Origin of the sequence: Streptomyces vietnamensis (assembly GCF_000830005.1) — a bacterium.
GTDB classification, from domain to species: domain Bacteria; phylum Actinomycetota; class Actinomycetes; order Streptomycetales; family Streptomycetaceae; genus Streptomyces; species Streptomyces vietnamensis.
This window is the reverse complement of sequence record NZ_CP010407.1, coordinates 4,634,569-4,652,931: the sequence shown is the minus strand read 5'-3', so window position 1 is coordinate 4,652,931 and position 18,363 is coordinate 4,634,569. Positions and strand designations below refer to the sequence as shown.

Sequence of the window (18,363 nt, the reverse complement as noted above, 5' to 3'; positions counted from 1 at the left end):
GTCGCCGACCGGCCGAGCCTACCCCGAACGGACCAGCGCGCGGCTCAGCCCGCCCGCCGGTGGACCTTGGCGCGGGAACGCTTCTCCACGTACATCCGCTGGTCGGCGGAGTTCAGGACCTCTTCCACGGTCATCCCGCATTCGGCCCAGCCGATGCCGAAACTCGCCCCGACGCGGACCGCCCGCCCGTCCACCCGGATCGGCGGGATGATCGCGTTGCGCAGGCGTACGGCCAGGTCGGCGGCGTCGGCGGCGCCGAGGCCGTCGGCGAGGACGACGAACTCGTCACCGCCGAGCCGGGCGACGGTGTCGCCGTCCCGCACGCCGGTGGTGAGCCGGCGCGCGACCTCGATGAGGACGGCGTCTCCGGTGTGGTGCCCGAAGCGGTCGTTGATCGACTTGAAGCCGTCGAGGTCGCAGAAGAGGACCGCGAGCCCCTTGGTGCCGTCGTCGACCTCGCCGCCCGTGGGCGCGACGGTGTGGACGTGGTGGTCGTACGCCCCGGCGCCGCCCGCCGGCTCGAAACCGAAGCCGTGCTCGTGCTCGTGCTCGTACGGCTGGGGCTGCGGCTCGTAGCCGGAGTCGTACGCGGGGTCGTAGCCGCCGTCCCGCCCGGAGTCGTAGCCGCCGCCGTACGCGGGCTCGTTCCCCGGCGCGCCCGGGCGCTCGCAGAGCCGGGCGGAGAGCCGGGAGCGCAGCTCGGCGCTGTTGGGGAGGCCGGTGAGGGCGTCGTGCGAGGCGCGGTGGGCGAGCTGGAGCTCGTGCCGCTTGCGCTCCTCGATGTCCTCGACGTGGGTGAGGAGGAAGCGGGGCCCGTCGGCGGTGTCGGCGACGACGGAGTTGCGCAGCGACACCCAGACGTACGTGCCGTCGCGGCGTCCGAGCCGCAGCTCGGCCCGGCCGCCCTCGGCGGAGGTGCGGAGCAGCGTCCCGATGTCCTCGGGGTGGACGAGGTCGGCGAAGGAGTAGCGCCGCATGACGGAGGCGGGGCGGCCGAGGAGCCGGCACAGGGCGTCGTTGGTGCGGAGCAGGCGGCCGTGCTGGTCGCCGCCCATCTCGGCGATGGCCATGCCGGAGGGGGCGTACTCGAAGGCCTGTCGGAAGGACTCCTCGGAGGCGCGCAGGGCCTGCTGCTCGCGTTCGAGCCGGACGAGGGCGCGCTGCATGTTGGAGCGGAGCCGGGCGTTGCTGATGGCGATCGCGGACTGCGAGGCGTACATCTGGAGCGCTTCCTGGCCCCAGGGGCCGGGGTGCCGGCCGTTGCGCGGGCGGTCGACGGATATGACGCCGAGGAGCTCACGGCCGGAGCCGGAGGCGTACATCGGGGCGTAGAGCCGGTCGTGCGGGTGCCACTCGTCCTCGAAGCGGGGCGCGGGCCCGTCGGTGTGCCACTGGGGGACGTCGTCCTCCATGAGGACCCAGCCCTCGGTGTGCGGGATGAACCGCAGGTCGCCCCAGGGGACGCCCATGGAGAGGCGCCGCTCCCAGGAGGAGCGGGAGCCGACGCGGCCGGTGATCAGGGCCTCCGCGGCGGAGCTTCCGGCGAAGGCGGCGACGACGAGGTCACCGTCGGGGCGGACGAGGTTGACGCAGGCCAGCTCGTAGTTGAGACCGGCGACCACACCGTCGGCGACGGTCTGCAGGGTGTCCGCCAGACTGCGGGCAGTGTTGAGGTCCGTCACGACCTGATGCAGCTGCCGCAGGGTCGAGAGACGGACGTACGGCTCCGACTCGGTCTCCATCGCTCGCTCTCCCCGAGACCTCGACAGCAACTCCAGGGTTCTCATCGGCTTCGTGTTGCACTGTCACCGCCACTGAATCACAGCGAGCTTCGCCGCCGGTACACAGGGTCAGCAAATACTGCCCTCTGTGACTCAAGTCACAGCAGATGATGGCGGGTCGCGGCGCTCCTCCCGAGGCCGGGGGTCCTAGGTCCGGCGGCCGTCACCGGCTGGTCCCCGGGCCCGATGCGGGGCACGCAGGGCCGGGACTAGCGTTCCTGACGTGCTCCAGAAGACGCCCCCCTCACCCCCCGTCTCCGATCTCGCCATCCCTCATGCTGAGGGGGTGAGCAACGACGAGTTCCGGGCGGCGATGTCCCGCCTCGCGGCGGGCGTGGTCCTGGTGACCGCGCACGACCCCGACGACGGCCCGCGCGGCGAGGACGTCGGCATGACGGCCACCGCCTTCATGTCGGTCTCCCTCGACCCGCCCCTCGTCCTCGTCAGCCTCCGCAACGGCTCCCGCATGGACGACCTGCTCGCCGACGTCCCGGTCTGGGCGGTGTCGATCCTCGCCGAGGACCAGCGGCACGTCGCCGGGCGCTTCGCCATGAAGAACCGGGTCAGCGACCGCCTCCTCTTCGCCGACCTGCCGTACGCCCGCGGCGAGGAGAGCGGCGCCCCGCTCATCGACGGCGCGCTCGCGGTCCTGGAGTGCCGCACGGAGAACCGGGTCGTGGCCGGCGACCACACGCTCGTGGTGGGCCGGGTCCTGACGGTCGGTCTGCGCTCGGGGGGCGGCGAGCCGCTGACGTACTTCCAGGGGAAGTACCGGCACCTGTCCTAAATGGTGGTGCGCCCGGGCACCACACCGGCCAGACTCGCGTGATGACCGAGACGACCGAGACGACCGAGAAGATCACCCGCATCAACCCCGAGCAGCTGCACGCGACCCCCGGCTACCACCACATCACGGTGGTGGAGGCAGGCCGTACGGCCCATCTGGCGGGGCAGTGCCCCCTGGACCGGAACGGCGAGCTGGTCGGTCCCCGTTCCTTCGAGGCACAGGTCGACCAGGTGGTCGCGAACGCACTCACCGCCCTGGCAGCGGTGGGCGCCCAGCCGCACCACGTGGTGCGGTCGGTGATCTACGTGCGGAGCGATGACAGGGACGCCCTGGGAGCCGTATGGAGCCGGCTCACCGACTCCGCCCTGGGCCCGGCGTTCACCACCGCCAGCACGCTCCTGGGCGTCGCCCAACTGGGCTTCACCGGACAGCTCGTCGAGGTGGACCTCACCGTGGCGCTCCCCGACTGAGCCTCCCCACCGACTGCCGAACGGCGTCCCGACCCCGGTGGCCCACCCGGGCGTTCGGGACGAGCTCGGCGCCCCACCCCGGCGTTCGGGACGAGCTCGGCGGCCCCTCCACGTACGGCGGGAAGCGCCCGGGCGATCCCTCTCGACCAGGGGCGGGCCTAGCTCCAGGCGGGTCTAGCTCCAGTCGCGGGACTGCCGGGTGCGCTTCGTCTCGGAGCGCTGCTTCTTCTCGCGCAGGCGGCGCTCGTTGATGCCGCGCGGGATCTTCGTCGGGCGGCGGGGCTTCGGGGGCGGGGCCGTCGCCTCGGCGAGGAGGGCGGCCAGGCGGACCGCCGCCGTCTCGCGGTTGCGCCACTGGGAGCGGTGCTCCGAGGCGCGGACCGTGACGACGCCGTTGACGAGGCGGGAGGCGAGGCGCTCCAGGGCGCGGGCCTTCCACACCTCGGGGAGGGCGTCGGTGGCCGCGAGGTCGAAGCGGAGCTCGACCTGGGAGTCGCTGGTGTTCACGTGCTGACCGCCCGGCCCCGACGACCGCGAGAAACGCCACTGGAGCTCGGCCTCGGGCAGCGAGACGGAGCCGCGGATGGGATACGGACCGGACATGCCTTCCATGTTCCCTGGAGGGGGCCGGACGAGTCATCCTGTTTTCGTTCAGACAGCACAGCGCGTGCGGGGCGGGCGGGAACCGCCGGCGGCCTCAGCGCGTTTCTCCAGGCGAGCGACGACAGAACGACGAAAGGGACTTTCCATGGCTGTGAGCCTGTCCAAGGGCGGCAACATCTCCCTGACCAAGGAGGCCCCGGGCCTCGCCGCCGTCACCGTGGGCCTCGGCTGGGACGTCCGTACCACCACCGGCACCGACTTCGACCTCGACGCCTCGGCGATCGGTGTGGACGCCGCCGGGCGGGTCGCCTCGGACGCCCACTTCGTCTTCTTCAACAACAAGTCGACGCCGGACCAGACCATCGTGCACACCGGTGACAACCGCACCGGCGAGGGCGGCGGCGACGACGAGCAGATCAACGTCAACCTCGCGGCCCTCCCGGCGAACGTCGACAAGATCGTCTTCCCGGTCTCCATCTACGACGCGGTGTCCCGCTCGCAGAACTTCGGCCAGGTGCGCAACGCGTACATCCGCATCGTGAACCAGGCCGGCGGCGCCGAGATCGCCCGCTACGACCTCTCCGAGGACGCCGCCGTCGAGACGGCCATGATCTTCGGCGAGCTGTACCGCAACGGCGCCGAGTGGAAGTTCCGCGCCGTGGGCCAGGGCTACGCCTCGGGCCTCGAGGGCATCGCCCGCGACTTCGGCGTCAACCTCTGACGGACCCGCACCGAGTGGGCCCCGGCGGTACGTCCCGCCGGGGCCCTACTCTTCCTCCCGTGATCGTCGAAGCCCTCCCGCGTACGGAAGCACACGCCCTCCCCGGCCCGCTGCTCACCGAGCTCACCGCCCTGTACGCGTCGAACCAGGAGTTCCAGCAGCTCAGCGGCGACTTCCCGGACCCCGACGACATCCGGCCCGAGCAGGTCGCCGCCGCCCTCGCCGACGAGCTCGCCCAGCCGACGGCCGAGGTGCTCATCGCCCGCTCCGAGGGCCGGCTCGTCGCCGTCGCGATCACGCTCGGCCGCCACCCCGACCCGGCCCAGACCGACCCGTGGCTCGGCCTGCTGATGGTCCACGCCGAGGCGCAGCGCGCCGGGTACGGCCGTCGGCTCGCCGCGTACGTCGAGACCGGCTTCCGCGCCGAGGGCCGCACCGGGCTGCGGCTCGCCGTCCTGGAGAACAACCCGAAGGCGCTGGCCTTCTGGACCTCGCTCGGTTACGAGGAGATCGACCGCCGCCCGGACCTCGCCCACGGCCGCCCGTGCGTCGTGATGCGGAAGAACCTGGGCTGAGCTACGGCTTGGACGGCTTCTCGTCGCCGTACAGCCAGACGTCCCACAGCCCGTCGAGGTCGCGGCCCGCCACGCTCTCCGCGTAGGCGGTGAAGTCGTCCGTGGTGGCGTTGGCGTGCCGGTACTTCGCGGGCCAGCCGCGCAGGATCTCGTCGAAGACGCGGTCGCCGACCGTCTCGCGCAGCTTGTACAGGACCATCGCGCCCCGCTGGTACACGGGCGGGTCGAAGAGGTTCGCGGCGGTGGGCGGTGCGGCGGGCGGGAAGGCCCAGTTGGCGTCCTGGGCGAAGGCGCGCTCGAAGTGGGTGCGCGCCGGGACGTGCTCATACTCCTCCGAGTACAGCCACTCCGCGTACGTGGCGAAGCCCTCGTTGAGCCAGATGTCCCTCCAGGTCCCGGGCGTGACCGAGTCGCCGAACCACTGGTGGGCCTGCTCGTGGAGGAGGGTCGTGCGCTCGAAGGACCCGGCCGGGAAGATGGGCCGGGTCTGGGTCTCCAGGGCGTAGTCGAGGACCCCGTCCTCGGTGACGAGGGCCCCGGCGGCAGAGAAGGGGTACGGGCCGAAACGCTTCACCTGGCGGGCGAGGAGCTCGGGGACCTCGGCCCTCAGCGCGGCGCTGCCCGCCGCGACCGGGGCCTCGGCGGCGGTCAGGACGGGTACGGAGCCGAGGGCGGTCGCCGTGCCCGTCTCGTACCGGCCGATCGCGACCGTCGCGAGGTAGCTCGCCATCGGTTCGGGCACGTGCCAGACGGTGGTGACGCGTCCGTCCTTCTCCGTCCGCCGCGCGGTCCTGACGCCGTTGGAGAGGGCGTCGAGCCCGGCCGGGACGGTGAGCGCGAGGTCGTAGGAGGCCTTGTCGGAGGGGTGGTGGTTGCCGGGGAACCAGGTCATGGAGCCGGCCGGTTCGCCGACCGCGACCGCCCCGCCGGCCGTGCGCAGCCAGCCCTCCTTGGAGCCGTCGGCGTCGGTGAGCGGCTCGGGCACGCCCGTGTAGGTGACGGTGGCCTTGAACTCCTTGCCCTCGGGGAGCTCGTCGCGCGGGCGGATGGTGAGTTCGTTCCCGGCCCTGTTGTACGCGGCGGGGGCGCCGTCGACGGTCGCGCCGCGGACGGTGAGGCCGGCGAGGTCGAGGTTGAAGGCGCTGAGGTCCTGGGTGGCGCGGGCGGTGATCTCGGCGGTGCCGTCGAGGCGTCCTGAGGCCGGGTCGTAGGCGAGGGTCAGGCCGTAGTGGCCGACGTCGTACCCGCCGTTGCCGAGCTTCGGGAAGAGGGGGTCGCGCAGCCCGGCCGCGCCGGGGGTGCCTCTGACGCCGCCGCCGGCCTCGGTGCAGCCGCCCACAAGGAGGACGAGGGCGGCGAGGGCGAGGGCTCCGGTCCGGCGGCGTTGTGACACGTACCGATCTTAAGAGGCTTAAGCGGTCAAAAACGAAAAAGGCGGTGGCGCCCGGCGGGGGATCCGGGCGCCACCACCAGCTGGGGGTGTTACTCCGCGAGGGCGGCGACGCCGGCCTGGGCGAACTTCTCGTCGAGGTCGCCCGAGGGGGCGCCGGCGACGCCGATGCCCGCGATCGGGGCGCCCTTGGCGGTGACGGGGGCGCCACCGGCGAGGAACAGGGTGCCGGGGATGTCCTTCAGGGTCGGCGCGTTGGCCAGGCGGCCGGCGAGGACGGAGGTCGGGGCGTTCCAGGAGACGGCCGTGAAGGCCTTGCGCTCGGCGGACTCGTAGGACTGCGGGCCCGCGCCGTCGCCGCGCAGGGTGACGATGGTGTTGCCGTTGCGGTCGACGACCGCGACGGACACGCGCTGGTTCTCCTTCTCGGCGGCGTCGAGGGTCGCCTGGGCGGCCTTGGTGGCGGCCTCGATCGTCAGGTGCGTCGACGTCATGGTGTTGCCGTTGTCCGCGTCGGCCATGACGGCGGCGGGAGCGGCGGCCGGGGCGGCGGCGTTCGCGGAGACCACGCCGAAGGTACCGGCGGCGACGACAGCGGCGGCGGTGGCACCGAGGAGGATCTTCTTCATGACTGACTCCGTAAGAGGTGAGGAGGAGAGGGAGGGGGAAGCCTTCGAGCGGTTCGTTCGTCCTTCGCTCTGCCTCAATCCTCCGGGCGGAACCGGCGCCCACCGGTCCACGGTCCGGCTCTCCTCGGCGCGCACACCGGACGACGGGTCTGTCAGCCGATCGGTTGATGCCCTGCTGGTCCCTCCGGGTCACCATGGACAGATACACGCAGGTCAGCTACACGCAGGTCGGCTACACGCAGGTCAGCAAGGCAGGGAGGCGGCACGGTGACCCGGCCCACGGAACACGACCCGGACGCCCGCCGGCTGATCCGGCCCGCAGGACACGACCCGGACGCCCGCTGGCTGGCGCGGGTCATGCACATCGCGTTCTTCCTGCTGCTCGGCGCCTCCCTCGCCCGCTTCCTGCTGCGGCACGAGTGGGAGGCCCGCAGCCCCTGGATCATCGCCCTCACCGGCGCGCTCGCCTCCCTCTACCTCCTCGGACCGGTCCTCGGCACCCGCGCCACCCCGCGCCGCATCGCCTGGCTGGGCACGGTCGTCGCCGTCTGGGTCGTCCTCGTCGTCCTCGCGCCCAGCTTCGCCTGGTGCGCGGTGCCCCTCTTCTACACGGGCCTGCGCACCCTCCCGCCGCGCGCCGCGCTCGGCCTGGTCGCCCTGCTCACCGCGTTCGTGGTGTTCGCGCAGGTCCAGCTGTCGCACGGCGGCTGGGACCCGAACCTGATCGTCGCCCCGCCGGCCGTCGCCGCCCTCGCCACCGGCGTCTTCGTGTACTCCGACCGGCAGGCCGCCCGGCAGCGGGCGCTCATCGACGACCTGATCCGCACCCGCCGCGAACTCGCCGCGATCGAGCGCCGCGAGGGCACCCTCGCCGAGCGCCAGCGGCTCTCCATGGAGATCCACGACACCCTCGCGCAGGGCCTGTCCAGCCAGCAGATGCTGCTCCAGGCCGCCGACCGCACCTGGGACGGCGACCCGGACACCGCCCGCCGCCACGTCCGTACCGCCGAGTCCATCGCCGAACGGAACCTCGCCGAGGCCCGCCGCTTCGTGCAGGACCTCGCGCCCGCCGACCTCGCCGGGGGCGGCGGCCTCGAGGAGGCCCTGCGCGGCCTGGCCGCCCGCGAGTCGGCGGCCTTCCGCGTCGACGGGATCGCGGTGCCGCTGCCGGACCGCGTGCAGGCGGCGCTGCTGCGGATCGGTCAGGGCGCCCTCGCGAACATCCGCGAGCACGCCGGCGCCGACTCCGCCGCCCTGACCCTCACCTACCTCGACGACCAGGTCGTCCTCGACATCGCCGACGACGGCCGCGGCTTCGACCCGGCGCTCGCCCGCGAGCAGGCCGAACGCGGCCACGGGCTGCCCGCGATGCGCGTGCGCGCGCAGCAGCTGGGTGGCACCCTGACGGTCGAGTCCACCCCGGGCGAGGGCACGGTGCTCTCCGCCGCGATCCCGCTCTCCCTGGAGTCCTGATGTCCGTACGGATCCTCCTCTGCGACGACCACGTCGTCGTCCGGGCCGGTCTGCTCGCGCTGCTCGGCAGCACCCCCGACATCGAGGTGGTCGGAGAGGCCGGCAGCGGCGAGGAGGCCGTCGCGATGGCGGCGAAGCTCAAGCCGGACGTGGTCCTGATGGACCTCCAGCTCGGCGCGGGCATCGACGGCGTGGAGGCGACCCGGCGGATCGCGCCCACCGGTGTCCACGTCCTGGTCCTCACCACGTACGACACGGACGCGGACATCACGCGGGCGATCGAGGCGGGCGCGACGGGCTACCTGTTGAAGGCCGAGCGGCCCGAGGAGCTGTTCGCCGCGATCCACTCGGCCGCGCAGGGCCGCACGGCCCTCTCCCCGCCGGTCGCCAGCCGGGTCATGGACCGCATGCGGGGCGCGGCGGGCCCTTCGCTCACCGACCGGGAGCGGGACATCCTCGGGCAGCTGGGACGCGGCCTGGGCAACCGGGAGATCGCGCGGGCGCTGTTCATCAGCGAGGCGACGGTGAAGACGCACCTGGGCCGCATCTACGCCAAGCTCGGCGTCGACACCCGCGCGGGCGCGGTGGCGGTGGCGAAGGAGCGGCGGCTGCTGCCGTAACCGTTGGCGGCGGCTGCTGCCGTAACCCGTCGGCGGGGCCTGCTGCTGTAACCGTCGGCGGGGCCTGCTGCCGTAGCCCGTAGGGCTGGTCCGTGGTGCCATTCCCCGGCACCGACCCACCCCCACTGCTACCGTGCGTCGTCGTCCAACCGCACGGTGTCATGTCTCAGTGGGAGCGCACGTGAAGCTCGCGATCGTCGGCGGTGGACCCGCCGGCCTCTACCTCTCGATCCTGCTGAAGCGACAGGATCCGTCCCACGACATCGCCGTGTACGAGCGGAACCCCGAGGGATCCACGTACGGCTGGGGCGTGACGTACTGGGCGGGGCTGCTCGACAAGCTGCGCGCGGGCGACCCCGAGTCCGCGGCCGCCGTCGCCGAGGCCTCCGTGACCTGGACCGACGGGGTCGCCATCGTCCGTGACGAGCGGACCGTCCACCGCGGCGACGCGGGCTTCGGCATCGGACGGCGGCGGATGCTGGCACTGCTCGCCGACCGGGCCGAGGAGCTGGGCGTACGGGTCGAGTTCGAGCACGACATCCCCGGCCCCGACGCGCCCGAACTGGCCGGCGCGGACCTGGTCGTCGCCGCCGACGGCGTCAACAGCGCCCTCCGCGAGGCCCACGCGGACCACTTCGGCAGCGAGGTCACCAGCGGCCGCAACCACTACATCTGGCTCGGCACCACCAAGGTCTTCGACTCGTTCAGCTTCGCCTTCAAGGAGACCGAGCACGGCTGGATCTGGTGCTACGCCTACGGGTTCAGCGGCGAACGGTCCACCTGCGTCGTCGAGTGCTCCCCGGAGACCTTCACCGGCCTCGGCCTCGACACGCTCGGCGAGGCCGACAGCCTCAACCTCCTCGAGAAGCTCTTCCACGACCTCCTCGACGGGCACGAGCTGATCGGCCGCGAGCGCGCCGACGGCGCCGCCCAGTGGCTGACCTTCCGCACCCTCACCAACCGGGTCTGGCACCGCGGGAACCTCGTCCTCCTCGGCGACGCCGCCCACACCACGCACTACTCGATCGGCGCGGGCACCACCCTGGCCCTGGAGGACGCGCTCGCCCTCGCGGACGCCCTGCGCGCCCCCGGCGACCTGGACGCCGCCCTCACCGCGTACGGGAAGCGGCGGCGCGCCGAGCTGGTCTCGGCGCAGAGCGCGGCCCGCTACAGCGCCCAGTGGTACGAGAACCTGCCGCGCTACATGAACCTGGAGCCGGCCAAGATGTTCGCGCTCCTCGGCCAGCGCCACTCGCCGCTGCTCCCGCACGTCCCGCCGCAGCTGTACTACCGGATCGACCGGGCCGCCGAGCAGCTGGAGGCGCTGCGGCGGCTGAAGCGCTGGCTCGGGCCGCGGGTGGCACGGGCGGTGCACGGCCGGCGCTGAACGACTGTCCCGGCGGTGCACGGCCTGCGCTGAGCGTCGTACTCGCCCGGTCAGACGTCCCGGCGGTGGACCGCCACGAAAGCCACCGCCACCGCGCCCGCCGCCCAGGCCGCGTACACCGTCCACGCCCCGCCCGCCGTCCACGGGTACTCCACCGGCACCGGCGACACCCCCACCTCCGTGAGCCGCTTCCACGCGCCCTGCGGAAGCGCGTGCAGAAACGTCGCACCCCAGCGGTTCCGCTCGTCCATCAGGGCCGGCAGCAGGAGCAGTACGCCCGTCAGGGAGACGATCGTCGTCGCCGTGTGCCGGAGCAGCGCCCCGAGCCCGAAGCCGGCGAGCGCGCACACCGGCGCGAGGAGCGCCGACGCGGCGACGGCCCGCGCCACGCCCTCGTCGCCGAGCCCCATGCCGACGCCCCGCCCGTCGAGCACGGCCTGCGTGGCGGCGAACGACACCCCGGCGACCAACGCGCCGTACACGAGCATCACGGCGGCGAGGACGAGCGTCTTCGCGGCGACGACGGCGCGGCGGGCCGGGACGGCCGCGAAGGTCGTACGGATCTGGCCCGTGCCGTACTCGCCGACGATCATCAGCGCGCCGATGGAACCGGTCGCGAGGATGAACACCATGGCCCCGCCGAGCGTGAACGCGTCGCGCATCGCCCAGATCGGCACGAAGAGTTCCTTGATGCCGTCCGGGTAGTTCGGATAGTTGCGGTAGTCGGCGAGGGTCGCGTTGAGGTTGACGCCGAGGGCGGCGACCGCGCCGACGGCGAAGGCCCACGGGGTGGAGCGGAGGGACCACAGCTTGATCCACTCGGCGGCGAGGAGGTCACGGAAACGGGCGGCGGCGGCAGGCATCAGCGGTACTCCACACTGTCGGCGGTGAGCTCCATGAACGCCTCTTCGAGGGAGGAGGCGTGCGCGGTCAGTCCGGCGAGCGGGACGCCGTGCCGGAAGGCGAGGAGGCCGATGCGGTCCGCGTCGATGCCGGTGACGACGAGCTCCTCCCCCTCCGTCCGTACGGTGGCGCCCTCGGCCCTCAGTACGTCGGCGAGGCCCGGGTCGGCCGGCCGTACCGTCACGCTGCGGCGGGTGCCGCGCGCGGCGAAGTCCGTCACGCTCTCGGCCGCGATGAGCCGGCCGCGCCCGATGACGACGAGGTCGTCGGCGGTGTGCTCCATCTCGCTCATCAGATGGCTGGAGACGAACACCGTGCGGCCCTCGGCGGCGAGCCGCCGGAACAGTCCCCGCGCCCACAACACGCCCTCCGGGTCGAGGCCGTTGACCGGCTCGTCGAAGAGCAGCACGGGAGGGTCGCCGAGCAGCGCGGCGGCGATCCCGAGGCGTTGTTTCATGCCGAGCGAGTAGCCGCCGATCCGGCGTTCGGAGGCTCCCGCGAGGCCGACCTCCTCCAGGACCTCGGCGACGCGGCGGCGGGGGATGCCGTTGGTGCGGGCGAGCGCCGCGAGATGGGCCTCGGCGGTCCGGCCGCCGTGCACGTCGTGCGCGTCGAGCAGCGCCCCGACGTCCCGCAGCCCGCGCGGCAACTCCCGGAACCGCCGCCCGCCGACGGTGGCGGTCCCGGACGTCGGCTCGTTGAGCCCCAGGATCAGGCGCAGGGTCGTCGACTTCCCGGCGCCGTTGGGCCCGAGGAAACCGGTGACGCGGCCGGGTTTCACGTCGAAGGTGAGGCGGTCGACGGCGGGGCGGGCGGCGGCGGGGCGAGAGGCGGCAGGGCGGCCCCTGAGGCGGGACCGGATCGCCGGACGGGATCCAGCCCGGCGGCCGTAGTGCTTGGTCAGTTCGTGGACTTCGATCATGCGGCCCACGGTCGTCGGCCCCCACCCCCCGGCACATCGGCTCGGCGGCCACAACCGGGGCGGCGGGGTGGCCCGGGGGCGTACGCCCGCGGGCCGATGTCCCGACCGGCGGACGCACCTACGATCACGCCCATGCCCGCCGCCACCGCCACCGCCACGACGACCGACCGCCCGTCCAGCGGGCGGGTGCCGACGGCCCTCGCCTGGGGCGCGGCCGTCGCCCACCCCTTCCTGCTCCTCGCCGCGGTACGGACCGGCCCGTACCGCTCCACCGAACTGCGGCTCTTCCTCGCCGCCGTCGCCGTGGGCCTCACCCTGCCCCTGGCGCGCCGCAACCCGCTCGCGGCCCTCGGGCTGCTGCTCGCGGGACTGTTCGCGGCGGCCACGACCCGCCCCGACGCCGCACTCCTCTACCTCCCGGTGCTCGCCGCCGACGCCGTCGTGGGCCGGATCGCCGCCGCGCGCCCGCTCCGGGTCCTGCTGCCCACCGCCCTCGGCGCGCTCGCCGTACAGATCGCGGCCGCGACCTACACGACCTCGGGCCAGGACGTCTTCGTCAGCACGATCACGGCCCTCGCGCTCGCCCTGCTCACCGCCGGGCTCCTCGGCCGGTCCGTACGCGAACGGCGCGGCCACGCGGCGGAGTTGCGTGCCGCGACCGCCGCCGAGGCCGTCGCCGCCGAACGGCTCAGGATCGCCCGAGAGCTGCACGACGTCGTCGCGCACAGCATCGGCGTCATCGCCATCCAGGCGGGCGTCGGCCGCCGGGTCATCGACACCCAGCCCGCCGAGGCCCGCAACGCGCTCGCCACCATCGAGACCACCAGCCGCGAGACCCTCGCCGGGCTGCGCCGCACCCTGGGCGCGCTGCGGGGCGCCGCCGCCGACGGCCACCCGGCACCGCGCGACCCGGCGCCGGGCCTCGCGGAGCTGGAACGGCTCGCCGCGTCGACGGCGGACGCGGGGGTGAGGGTCGAACTGCGGCGCCTCGGCAACCCCGACGTCTCACTCCCGCCGGAGGTCGACCTCGCCGCGTACCGGATCGTGCAGGAGTCCCTCACCAACGTCGTCCGGCACGCGGCGGCCCCCACCTGCCGGGTGACGGTGGAGCGGCGCACGGACACGCTGCTCGTCGAGATCGCCGACGAGGGCCGGGGCGCGCCGGGCGCGGACCTGGCGGGCGGGTACGGCCTGGTCGGGATGCGCGAGCGCGCCGAACTCCTCGGCGGCAGCCTCACGGCGGGGCCGCGCCCCGGAGGCGGCTTCCACGTGACGGCACTTCTGCCGCTGCCGGCCGACACCGCTAGCACCGCCGCCGCTGCTGCCGCTGCTGCCGCTGCCGTTGCCCAGGAAGGAACCCCCGCATGATCCGCGTCCTCCTCGTGGACGACCAACCCCTCGTCCGGGCCGGGCTGCGCGTCCTGATGGCCGACACCCCCGACCTGGAGGTCGCGGGCGAGGCGGGCGCCGGCACGGAGGCGGTCGCCCTGGCCCGCGACCTCCGGCCGGACGTGGTGGTGATGGACGTCCGGATGCCCGGCATGGACGGCATCGAGGCCACCCGGCTCGTCACGGCGGGCCCCGACGCGCCCCGGGTCCTCGTCCTCACCACCTTCGACGACGACGAGTACGTGTACGGGGCGCTGCGCTCCGGCGCGAGCGGCTTCCTCGTCAAGGACATGGCCCTCGACGACATCCTCGCCGCGATCCGGGTGGTGGCCTCCGGCGACGCCCTGATCGCACCGGGGGTGACGCGCCGCCTGATCGAGGAGTTCGCGGCACGCCCGGAGCCGGCACTCCGCCCGGCGCGCGGCCTCGACGGGGTCACCGAACGCGAACGGGAGGTCCTCACCCTCGTCGGCCGGGGCCTGTCGAACGGCGAGATCGCGGAACGGCTCCACATCAGCACGGCGACGGCGAAGGCGCACGTGGCACGCCTCTTCACGAAGCTGGACGCGCGGGACAGGGTGCAGCTGGTGATCTTCGCGTACGAGGCGGGGTTGGTGCCGTGAGAGGGTACGAGGCGGGGCGTGTGCGCGACGGCGCACGGGCGCCTCGGGTACGAGGCCGGCTGGTGCCGTGACACCATCGACCGCGCCTCGGGTACGAGGCCGGCCCGGTGCCGTGACACCATCGATCCGTGCTCGACATCGGCTACTCCCTCTCCCGTCGCTTCCCCGACCCGCCGCAGACCGACTACCGCCGCGCGGACGTCCACGCCCTGCGCCACGACCTGTTCTGCGGGGACGTGTACCTCGCCGACACGGAGGCGGACCGCGAAGTGTCCACAGCCTGGGGATGGGTGCCGGTGCTCGACTTCGCGTGGGCGCTGTGCGACATCGTCGAGCAGCTCGACCAGGACCCGCGCGGCAGCCGCGCCGCGCAGCCGCAGTACGCGGAGCTCGACTTCACCGAGTCCACGGACCGGATGCTCTTCGAGCGCCGCTTCGGGTGGGTGGACGTCGAGGCGGACTGGATGCCGGGGGACGAGCCGCCGGTCACGTTCAACCACGCGGAACTGCGGCGGGAGGCGCGGGACTTCTTGCACGATCTGATCGCGGACCTCACGGACATGCACGAGGGTCTGGCCGACAACCCGACGATCTGGACCCTCCAGTCCCGCTTCCCCCGCGTGCCGTAACCCCCCACCCCCGCAGGGCGATGCCCCCACCTGGGCCTTCGCCCCGTGCCCCGTGTGGGGCCCGCACCCGCTGCCGTGTGGGCAATCGTCCCGCAGGGCGGGACGGGTGGGCACACGGGACGGCGCCCTCAGCGGCGCCTCCGCGTCCCGCGCCTGGACCCGCACCGACCGCGCGGCGCACCCCGTGGTGCGGGTCAGGGCGCGGAAGCCTCGGGCGCCGGCAGGGCGCGGGTCCGTTGTGCCCACCCGTTCCGCCCCAGCGGAACGACTGCCCACAACGGGGGCGGGCGCAGGCCCACAACGGCGGGCACAGGCCCACAACGGGGCGGGCGCCGCCCACAACGGGCGGCGGGCCCGCACGGGGCGGCGGGGCGCAGGCCCGCAACGAGCTGCGGGGCCCGCGCGGCGGAGGTCACTCCTCCACCCGCACCCCCAGCCGCGCCGCCAGCACCGGCGCCAAGTCCAGGAGCTGCATCGGGGAGATCACCGCGCCCGACAGCGACTCCACCCCGCCCCCGATCTCCAGCCGCTGCACCCCCCGCAGGTCCACGTCCACGAGCCGCGCCCCCGTGAAGTCCACCCCCGTGAGCACGCAGTCCGTGAACTCGACCCGTTCCAGGACCGCGCTCCCGAAGTCCGGCTCGCTCAGGACGCAGCTCTCGAAGACGACGTCCTTCAGCTTCGCCGCCCGCAGGTTCAGGTAGTCGATCTTGCCGCCCCGCACGACGACTCTCTCCAGCACCGCCCCGTGCAGCTGCGTCCCGCCGAGCCGCGCCTCCACGACCTCCACATCCCGCAGCTGTGCCCCGGCCAGCTCCGTGCCCACGCCCCGTACCCCCGTCAGCACCGAGTCGAGGAACCGCGCCCCCGTGAGCCGCACCCCGTCGAGCCCGCACTCGCGCAGCGCGCAGTCCAGGAACCGGGCCCCTTCGCCGGACTGGCCCGCCAGGTCGAGCCCGGCCAGTTCGAGGCCGTCGTAGTCCCCGTCGGGGTCGAGCCCGCCCCCGTACGCCTCCAGCGGGGGCAACCGCACCTCCGGCCGCCGCGCCCCCGCCACCTTCTTCTTCCGACTCGTCGCCATGCACCCCATCGTGACGTACGCCACTGACAACGCCCCCGATGTCACATCCCCGGCCCCGCCCTTCGTCCCCCGTACAAGGACCCCGAAGGCCCCTGAAGGACCCCACACGAGGGAGACGGACATGCGGAAGCTCACGATCATCGGCGGCGGCTTCGCCGGACTGACCGCCGCCATCACGGCCGCCGAGGCCGGCACGGAGGTGACCCTCCACGAGGCGCACCGGACGCTCGGCGGCCGGGGCCGTACCGCCGACGGCCCGTACCGCACCAACGAGGGCCCGCACGCGCTCTACAACGGCGGTCCCCACTGGACCTGGCTGGAGCAGCGGGGTCTCATCCCCCCGCTCGCCGTGCTGCCGACCGCCGAGGCACTCCGGTTCCGCGTCCACCGCGACGGCGCCGTGCGCCGCACCCCGCCGCTGAGCCTGTTCCGTCAGGCCCGCCGCAGCCCCGAACAGGCCCCCGTCGACCTCGACTTCCGCACCTGGGTCACCGGTCTCGCGGGCGAGAGCACCGCGCGCGTGGCGGCCTCGTACAGCGGGGTCGCGCTCTTCCACCACGACCCCGGCTCCCTCTCCGCCCGCTTCGTGCAGGAGCGCCTGCACCGGGCCGCCGCCCTGCCGCCGGAGGCGCACTACATCCGGGGTGGTTGGGGCGAGCTGATCGAGCGGATGGCCACGCGCGCGCGTGAGCTCGGCGTACGGATCGAGACCTCCTCCCGGGTCGACGTCCTGCCGCTCGGCGGCGGCCCGGTGATCGTCGCGACCGCGCTGCCCGCCGCCGCCCGGCTCCTCGACGACCCGTCGCTGACCTGGGAGAGCGGCCGTACGGTCCTGTTCGACCTGGCGTTGCGGACCCGGAAGGGCGATCCGTTCGTGGTGTCCGACCTGGACGCGCCCGGCTGGGTCGAGCGGTTCACGGCCCAGGACCCCTCGCTGGCCCCGGCCGGGCAGCAGCTGGTCCAGGCGCAGCTGCCCATCGGCCCCGACGCGTCGAAGGCGGACGGCGTCGCGCACGCCGAGCGGCTGCTCGACCTCGGCTTCCCCGGCTGGCGCGAGCGGGAGGTGTGGCGGCGGGAGTCCGTCTCCCAGGGCCGTACGGGTGCGGTGGACCGGCCGGGCACGACCTGGCGCGACCGGCCGGCCGTCGACCGGGGCGACGGGGTGTACCTGGTGGGCGACCAGGTGGCGGCGCCGGGCGTGCTGTCGGAGGTGTCGTTCACGAGCGCGGTCGAGGCGGTGTCACTGGCCCTGCGCGCGGACCTCGTGGACCGCCACCACAAGCACGGCCTTGACCTCAAGCGCGCTTGAGGTCACAGGGTGGACCCACAGGCCCGCCCGTACGACGACAGGGGAACCTCATGCACGCCATCCGCCTCCACGCCTTCGGCCCCGCCGAGAACCTCACCTACGAGGAGACGCCCGACCCCGTGCCGGGCCCCGGCCAGGTCCGCGTCCGGGTCGCGGCGGCCGGTGTGCACCTCCTCGACACCGCCCTCCGCGAGGGCGCCACGGGCCCGTTCCCCGCGCCCACCGCACTCCCCACGATCCCCGGCCGCGAGGTCGCCGGCACCGTCGACGCCCTCGGCGAGGGCACCGACCCGGCCTGGCTCGGCCGGCGGGTCGTCGCCCACCTCGGCATGAACCCCGGCGGCTACGCCGAACTCGCCGTCACCGACGCCGCCCGCCTCCACGCCCTGCCCGACCACCTCGGCGAGGCGGAGGCCGTCGCCATGATCGGCACCGGCCGCACGACGCTCGGCATCCTGGGGTTCACCGAGCTCGGCCCCGACTCGGTCGCGATCGTCCCGGCCGCCGCCGGCGGCATCGGCACCCTGCTCGTCCAGTACGCCAAGAACGCCGGCGCCACCGTCATCGGCCTCGCCGGCGGCCCCGCGAAGACCGCCCTCGTCGAGGCGAACGGCGCCGACCTGGCCGTCGACTACAAGCAGCCGGACTGGCCGGAGAAGGTCCGCGCGTACCTGGGGAACCGCACCGCCACCGTCGTCTTCGACTCGGTCGGCGGCGACACCGGGCGCGCCGCCGTCGACCTGCTCGGCAAGGGCGGACAGCACCTGGTCTTCGGCTGGTCCGGCGCCGGGCTCCACGACGGCAAACCGCTCGCCTTCACCGAGGAGGAGCTCAGCGCCCGCGGGATCACCTCGGAGTCCGTCCTCGGCCCCGTCATGATCCAGAAGGCCGGCGGCGACATCCGTACGCTCGAACTCGCCGCCCTCGACGCGGCGTCCACCGGCACCCTCCGCCCGGCGGTCCACCGCTTCCCGCTCGCGGAGGCGGCGGAGGCCCACCGCGCCCTGGAGAACCGGGGCACGACGGGCAAGGTGGTGCTGATCCCGTAAGGGATCAGAAGGGATCAGGCGG

19 protein-coding genes are annotated in these 18,363 nt (G+C 73.9%); 12 read left to right on the top strand and 7 right to left on the bottom strand.

Annotation, left to right across the window (positions count from 1 at the left end):
* Positions 1-44: 44 nt before the first annotated feature.
* Positions 45-1,742, bottom strand: coding sequence for a diguanylate cyclase CdgB (gene cdgB / locus SVTN_RS20890; protein WP_041130470.1), 1,698 nt, complete (start codon positions 1,740-1,742; stop codon positions 45-47).
* 262 nt (positions 1,743-2,004) lie between these two features.
* Here cdgB and SVTN_RS20885 point away from each other — a divergent pair, with 262 nt between their 5' ends.
* On the top strand, positions 2,005-2,568 hold the full coding sequence (locus SVTN_RS20885; protein ID WP_078908430.1) for a flavin reductase family protein: 564 nt from the start codon (positions 2,005-2,007) through the stop codon (positions 2,566-2,568).
* 41 nt (positions 2,569-2,609) lie between these two features.
* The gene (locus SVTN_RS20880; protein WP_041130468.1) at positions 2,610-3,038 is read left to right on the top strand and encodes a RidA family protein; all 429 of its coding nucleotides are present in this window, start codon (positions 2,610-2,612) and stop codon (positions 3,036-3,038) included.
* A 174-nt stretch (positions 3,039-3,212) separates the two neighbouring features.
* Here SVTN_RS20880 and arfB read toward each other — a convergent pair whose 3' ends face one another.
* The gene (gene arfB / locus SVTN_RS20875; RefSeq protein WP_078908429.1) at positions 3,213-3,650 is read right to left on the bottom strand and encodes an alternative ribosome rescue aminoacyl-tRNA hydrolase ArfB; all 438 of its coding nucleotides are present in this window, start codon (positions 3,648-3,650) and stop codon (positions 3,213-3,215) included.
* A 136-nt stretch (positions 3,651-3,786) separates the two neighbouring features.
* On the opposite strand from arfB, the gene SVTN_RS20870 reads away from it, so the two are divergent.
* The gene (locus SVTN_RS20870) at positions 3,787-4,362 is read left to right on the top strand and encodes a TerD family protein (protein ID WP_041130466.1); all 576 of its coding nucleotides are present in this window, start codon (positions 3,787-3,789) and stop codon (positions 4,360-4,362) included.
* Between the two features lie 59 nt (positions 4,363-4,421).
* Positions 4,422-4,937 (top strand): GNAT family N-acetyltransferase, encoded by a 516-nt coding sequence (locus tag SVTN_RS20865; protein WP_041130465.1) that lies wholly within the window; start codon positions 4,422-4,424, stop codon positions 4,935-4,937.
* 1 nt (position 4,938) lies between these two features.
* Here SVTN_RS20865 and SVTN_RS20860 read toward each other — a convergent pair whose 3' ends face one another.
* Both SVTN_RS20860 and SVTN_RS20855 read right to left on the bottom strand, forming a co-directional pair.
* On the bottom strand, positions 4,939-6,330 hold the full coding sequence (locus SVTN_RS20860; protein ID WP_041130464.1) for a M1 family metallopeptidase: 1,392 nt from the start codon (positions 6,328-6,330) through the stop codon (positions 4,939-4,941).
* An 89-nt stretch (positions 6,331-6,419) separates the two neighbouring features.
* Complete coding sequence (locus SVTN_RS20855; protein WP_041130463.1) at positions 6,420-6,956, bottom strand: GlcG/HbpS family heme-binding protein; 537 nt, start codon at positions 6,954-6,956, stop codon at positions 6,420-6,422.
* Positions 6,957-7,223: 267 nt separating this feature from the next.
* On the opposite strand from SVTN_RS20855, the gene SVTN_RS20850 reads away from it, so the two are divergent.
* The 3 genes from SVTN_RS20850 (at position 7,224) to SVTN_RS20840 (ending at position 10,436) form a co-directional block, all read left to right on the top strand.
* On the top strand, positions 7,224-8,429 hold the full coding sequence (locus tag SVTN_RS20850; protein WP_052499226.1) for a sensor histidine kinase: 1,206 nt from the start codon (positions 7,224-7,226) through the stop codon (positions 8,427-8,429).
* On the top strand, positions 8,429-9,049 hold the full coding sequence (locus SVTN_RS20845; RefSeq protein WP_015035223.1) for a response regulator: 621 nt from the start codon (positions 8,429-8,431) through the stop codon (positions 9,047-9,049). Before SVTN_RS20850 ends, SVTN_RS20845 begins: the two co-directional genes overlap by 1 nt.
* 181 nt (positions 9,050-9,230) lie before the next feature.
* On the top strand, positions 9,231-10,436 hold the full coding sequence (locus tag SVTN_RS20840) for an FAD-dependent monooxygenase (RefSeq protein WP_041130462.1): 1,206 nt from the start codon (positions 9,231-9,233) through the stop codon (positions 10,434-10,436).
* Positions 10,437-10,486: 50 nt separating this feature from the next.
* Here the strand turns inward: SVTN_RS20840 and SVTN_RS20835 are convergent, their stop codons facing one another.
* On the bottom strand, positions 10,487-11,299 hold the full coding sequence (locus tag SVTN_RS20835; protein ID WP_041130461.1) for an ABC transporter permease subunit: 813 nt from the start codon (positions 11,297-11,299) through the stop codon (positions 10,487-10,489).
* A complete protein-coding gene (locus SVTN_RS20830) occupies positions 11,299-12,261 on the bottom strand; it encodes an ABC transporter ATP-binding protein (RefSeq protein WP_078908428.1) in 963 nt (320 codons plus the stop codon). Before SVTN_RS20830 ends, SVTN_RS20835 begins: the two co-directional genes overlap by 1 nt.
* Before the next feature lie 132 nt (positions 12,262-12,393).
* On the opposite strand from SVTN_RS20830, the gene SVTN_RS20825 reads away from it, so the two are divergent.
* The 3 genes from SVTN_RS20825 to SVTN_RS20815 all read left to right on the top strand — a co-directional run bounded on the left by SVTN_RS20825 (position 12,394) and on the right by SVTN_RS20815 (position 14,902).
* Positions 12,394-13,629 (top strand): sensor histidine kinase, encoded by a 1,236-nt coding sequence (locus SVTN_RS20825; protein WP_063782268.1) that lies wholly within the window; start codon positions 12,394-12,396, stop codon positions 13,627-13,629.
* Positions 13,626-14,273, top strand: a complete 648-nt coding sequence (locus SVTN_RS20820) for a response regulator (protein WP_041130460.1) — start codon at positions 13,626-13,628, stop codon at positions 14,271-14,273. Before SVTN_RS20825 ends, SVTN_RS20820 begins: the two co-directional genes overlap by 4 nt.
* Positions 14,274-14,401: 128 nt before the next feature.
* Positions 14,402-14,902: a hypothetical protein gene (locus tag SVTN_RS20815; RefSeq protein ID WP_041130459.1), complete on the top strand. Its 501-nt coding sequence runs from the start codon at positions 14,402-14,404 to the stop codon at positions 14,900-14,902.
* 412 nt (positions 14,903-15,314) lie between these two features.
* Here SVTN_RS20815 and SVTN_RS20810 read toward each other — a convergent pair whose 3' ends face one another.
* Positions 15,315-15,983, bottom strand: coding sequence for a pentapeptide repeat-containing protein (locus SVTN_RS20810; protein ID WP_041134094.1), 669 nt, complete (start codon positions 15,981-15,983; stop codon positions 15,315-15,317).
* Between the two features lie 121 nt (positions 15,984-16,104).
* On the opposite strand from SVTN_RS20810, the gene SVTN_RS20805 reads away from it, so the two are divergent.
* Both SVTN_RS20805 and SVTN_RS20800 read left to right on the top strand, forming a co-directional pair.
* Positions 16,105-17,292 carry an NAD(P)-binding protein gene (locus SVTN_RS20805; RefSeq protein ID WP_041130458.1) on the top strand — a complete coding sequence of 396 codons (1,188 nt, stop codon included), beginning with the start codon at positions 16,105-16,107 and terminating at the stop codon, positions 17,290-17,292.
* A gap of 50 nt (positions 17,293-17,342) precedes the next feature.
* Positions 17,343-18,341 (top strand): zinc-binding dehydrogenase, encoded by a 999-nt coding sequence (locus tag SVTN_RS20800; protein ID WP_041130457.1) that lies wholly within the window; start codon positions 17,343-17,345, stop codon positions 18,339-18,341.
* The last annotated feature ends 22 nt before the right edge of the window (positions 18,342-18,363 follow it).

Coding starts and splice junctions, on each gene's coding strand:
- SVTN_RS20800 (WP_041130457.1), top strand. CDS start 17,343: ATGCACGCCATCCGCCTCCACGCCTTCGGCCCCGCCGAGAACCTCACC.
- SVTN_RS20880 (WP_041130468.1), top strand. CDS start 2,610: ATGACCGAGACGACCGAGACGACCGAGAAGATCACCCGCATCAACCCC.
- SVTN_RS20835 (WP_041130461.1), bottom strand. CDS start 11,299: ATGCCTGCCGCCGCCGCCCGTTTCCGTGACCTCCTCGCCGCCGAGTGG.
- SVTN_RS20855 (WP_041130463.1), bottom strand. CDS start 6,956: ATGAAGAAGATCCTCCTCGGTGCCACCGCCGCCGCTGTCGTCGCCGCC.
- arfB (WP_078908429.1), bottom strand. CDS start 3,650: ATGGAAGGCATGTCCGGTCCGTATCCCATCCGCGGCTCCGTCTCGCTG.
- SVTN_RS20870 (WP_041130466.1), top strand. CDS start 3,787: ATGGCTGTGAGCCTGTCCAAGGGCGGCAACATCTCCCTGACCAAGGAG.
- SVTN_RS20805 (WP_041130458.1), top strand. CDS start 16,105: ATGCGGAAGCTCACGATCATCGGCGGCGGCTTCGCCGGACTGACCGCC.
- SVTN_RS20830 (WP_078908428.1), bottom strand. CDS start 12,261: ATGATCGAAGTCCACGAACTGACCAAGCACTACGGCCGCCGGGCTGGA.
- cdgB (WP_041130470.1), bottom strand. CDS start 1,742: ATGGAGACCGAGTCGGAGCCGTACGTCCGTCTCTCGACCCTGCGGCAG.
- SVTN_RS20820 (WP_041130460.1), top strand. CDS start 13,626: ATGATCCGCGTCCTCCTCGTGGACGACCAACCCCTCGTCCGGGCCGGG.
- SVTN_RS20845 (WP_015035223.1), top strand. CDS start 8,429: ATGTCCGTACGGATCCTCCTCTGCGACGACCACGTCGTCGTCCGGGCC.
- SVTN_RS20825 (WP_063782268.1), top strand. CDS start 12,394: ATGCCCGCCGCCACCGCCACCGCCACGACGACCGACCGCCCGTCCAGC.
- SVTN_RS20810 (WP_041134094.1), bottom strand. CDS start 15,983: ATGGCGACGAGTCGGAAGAAGAAGGTGGCGGGGGCGCGGCGGCCGGAG.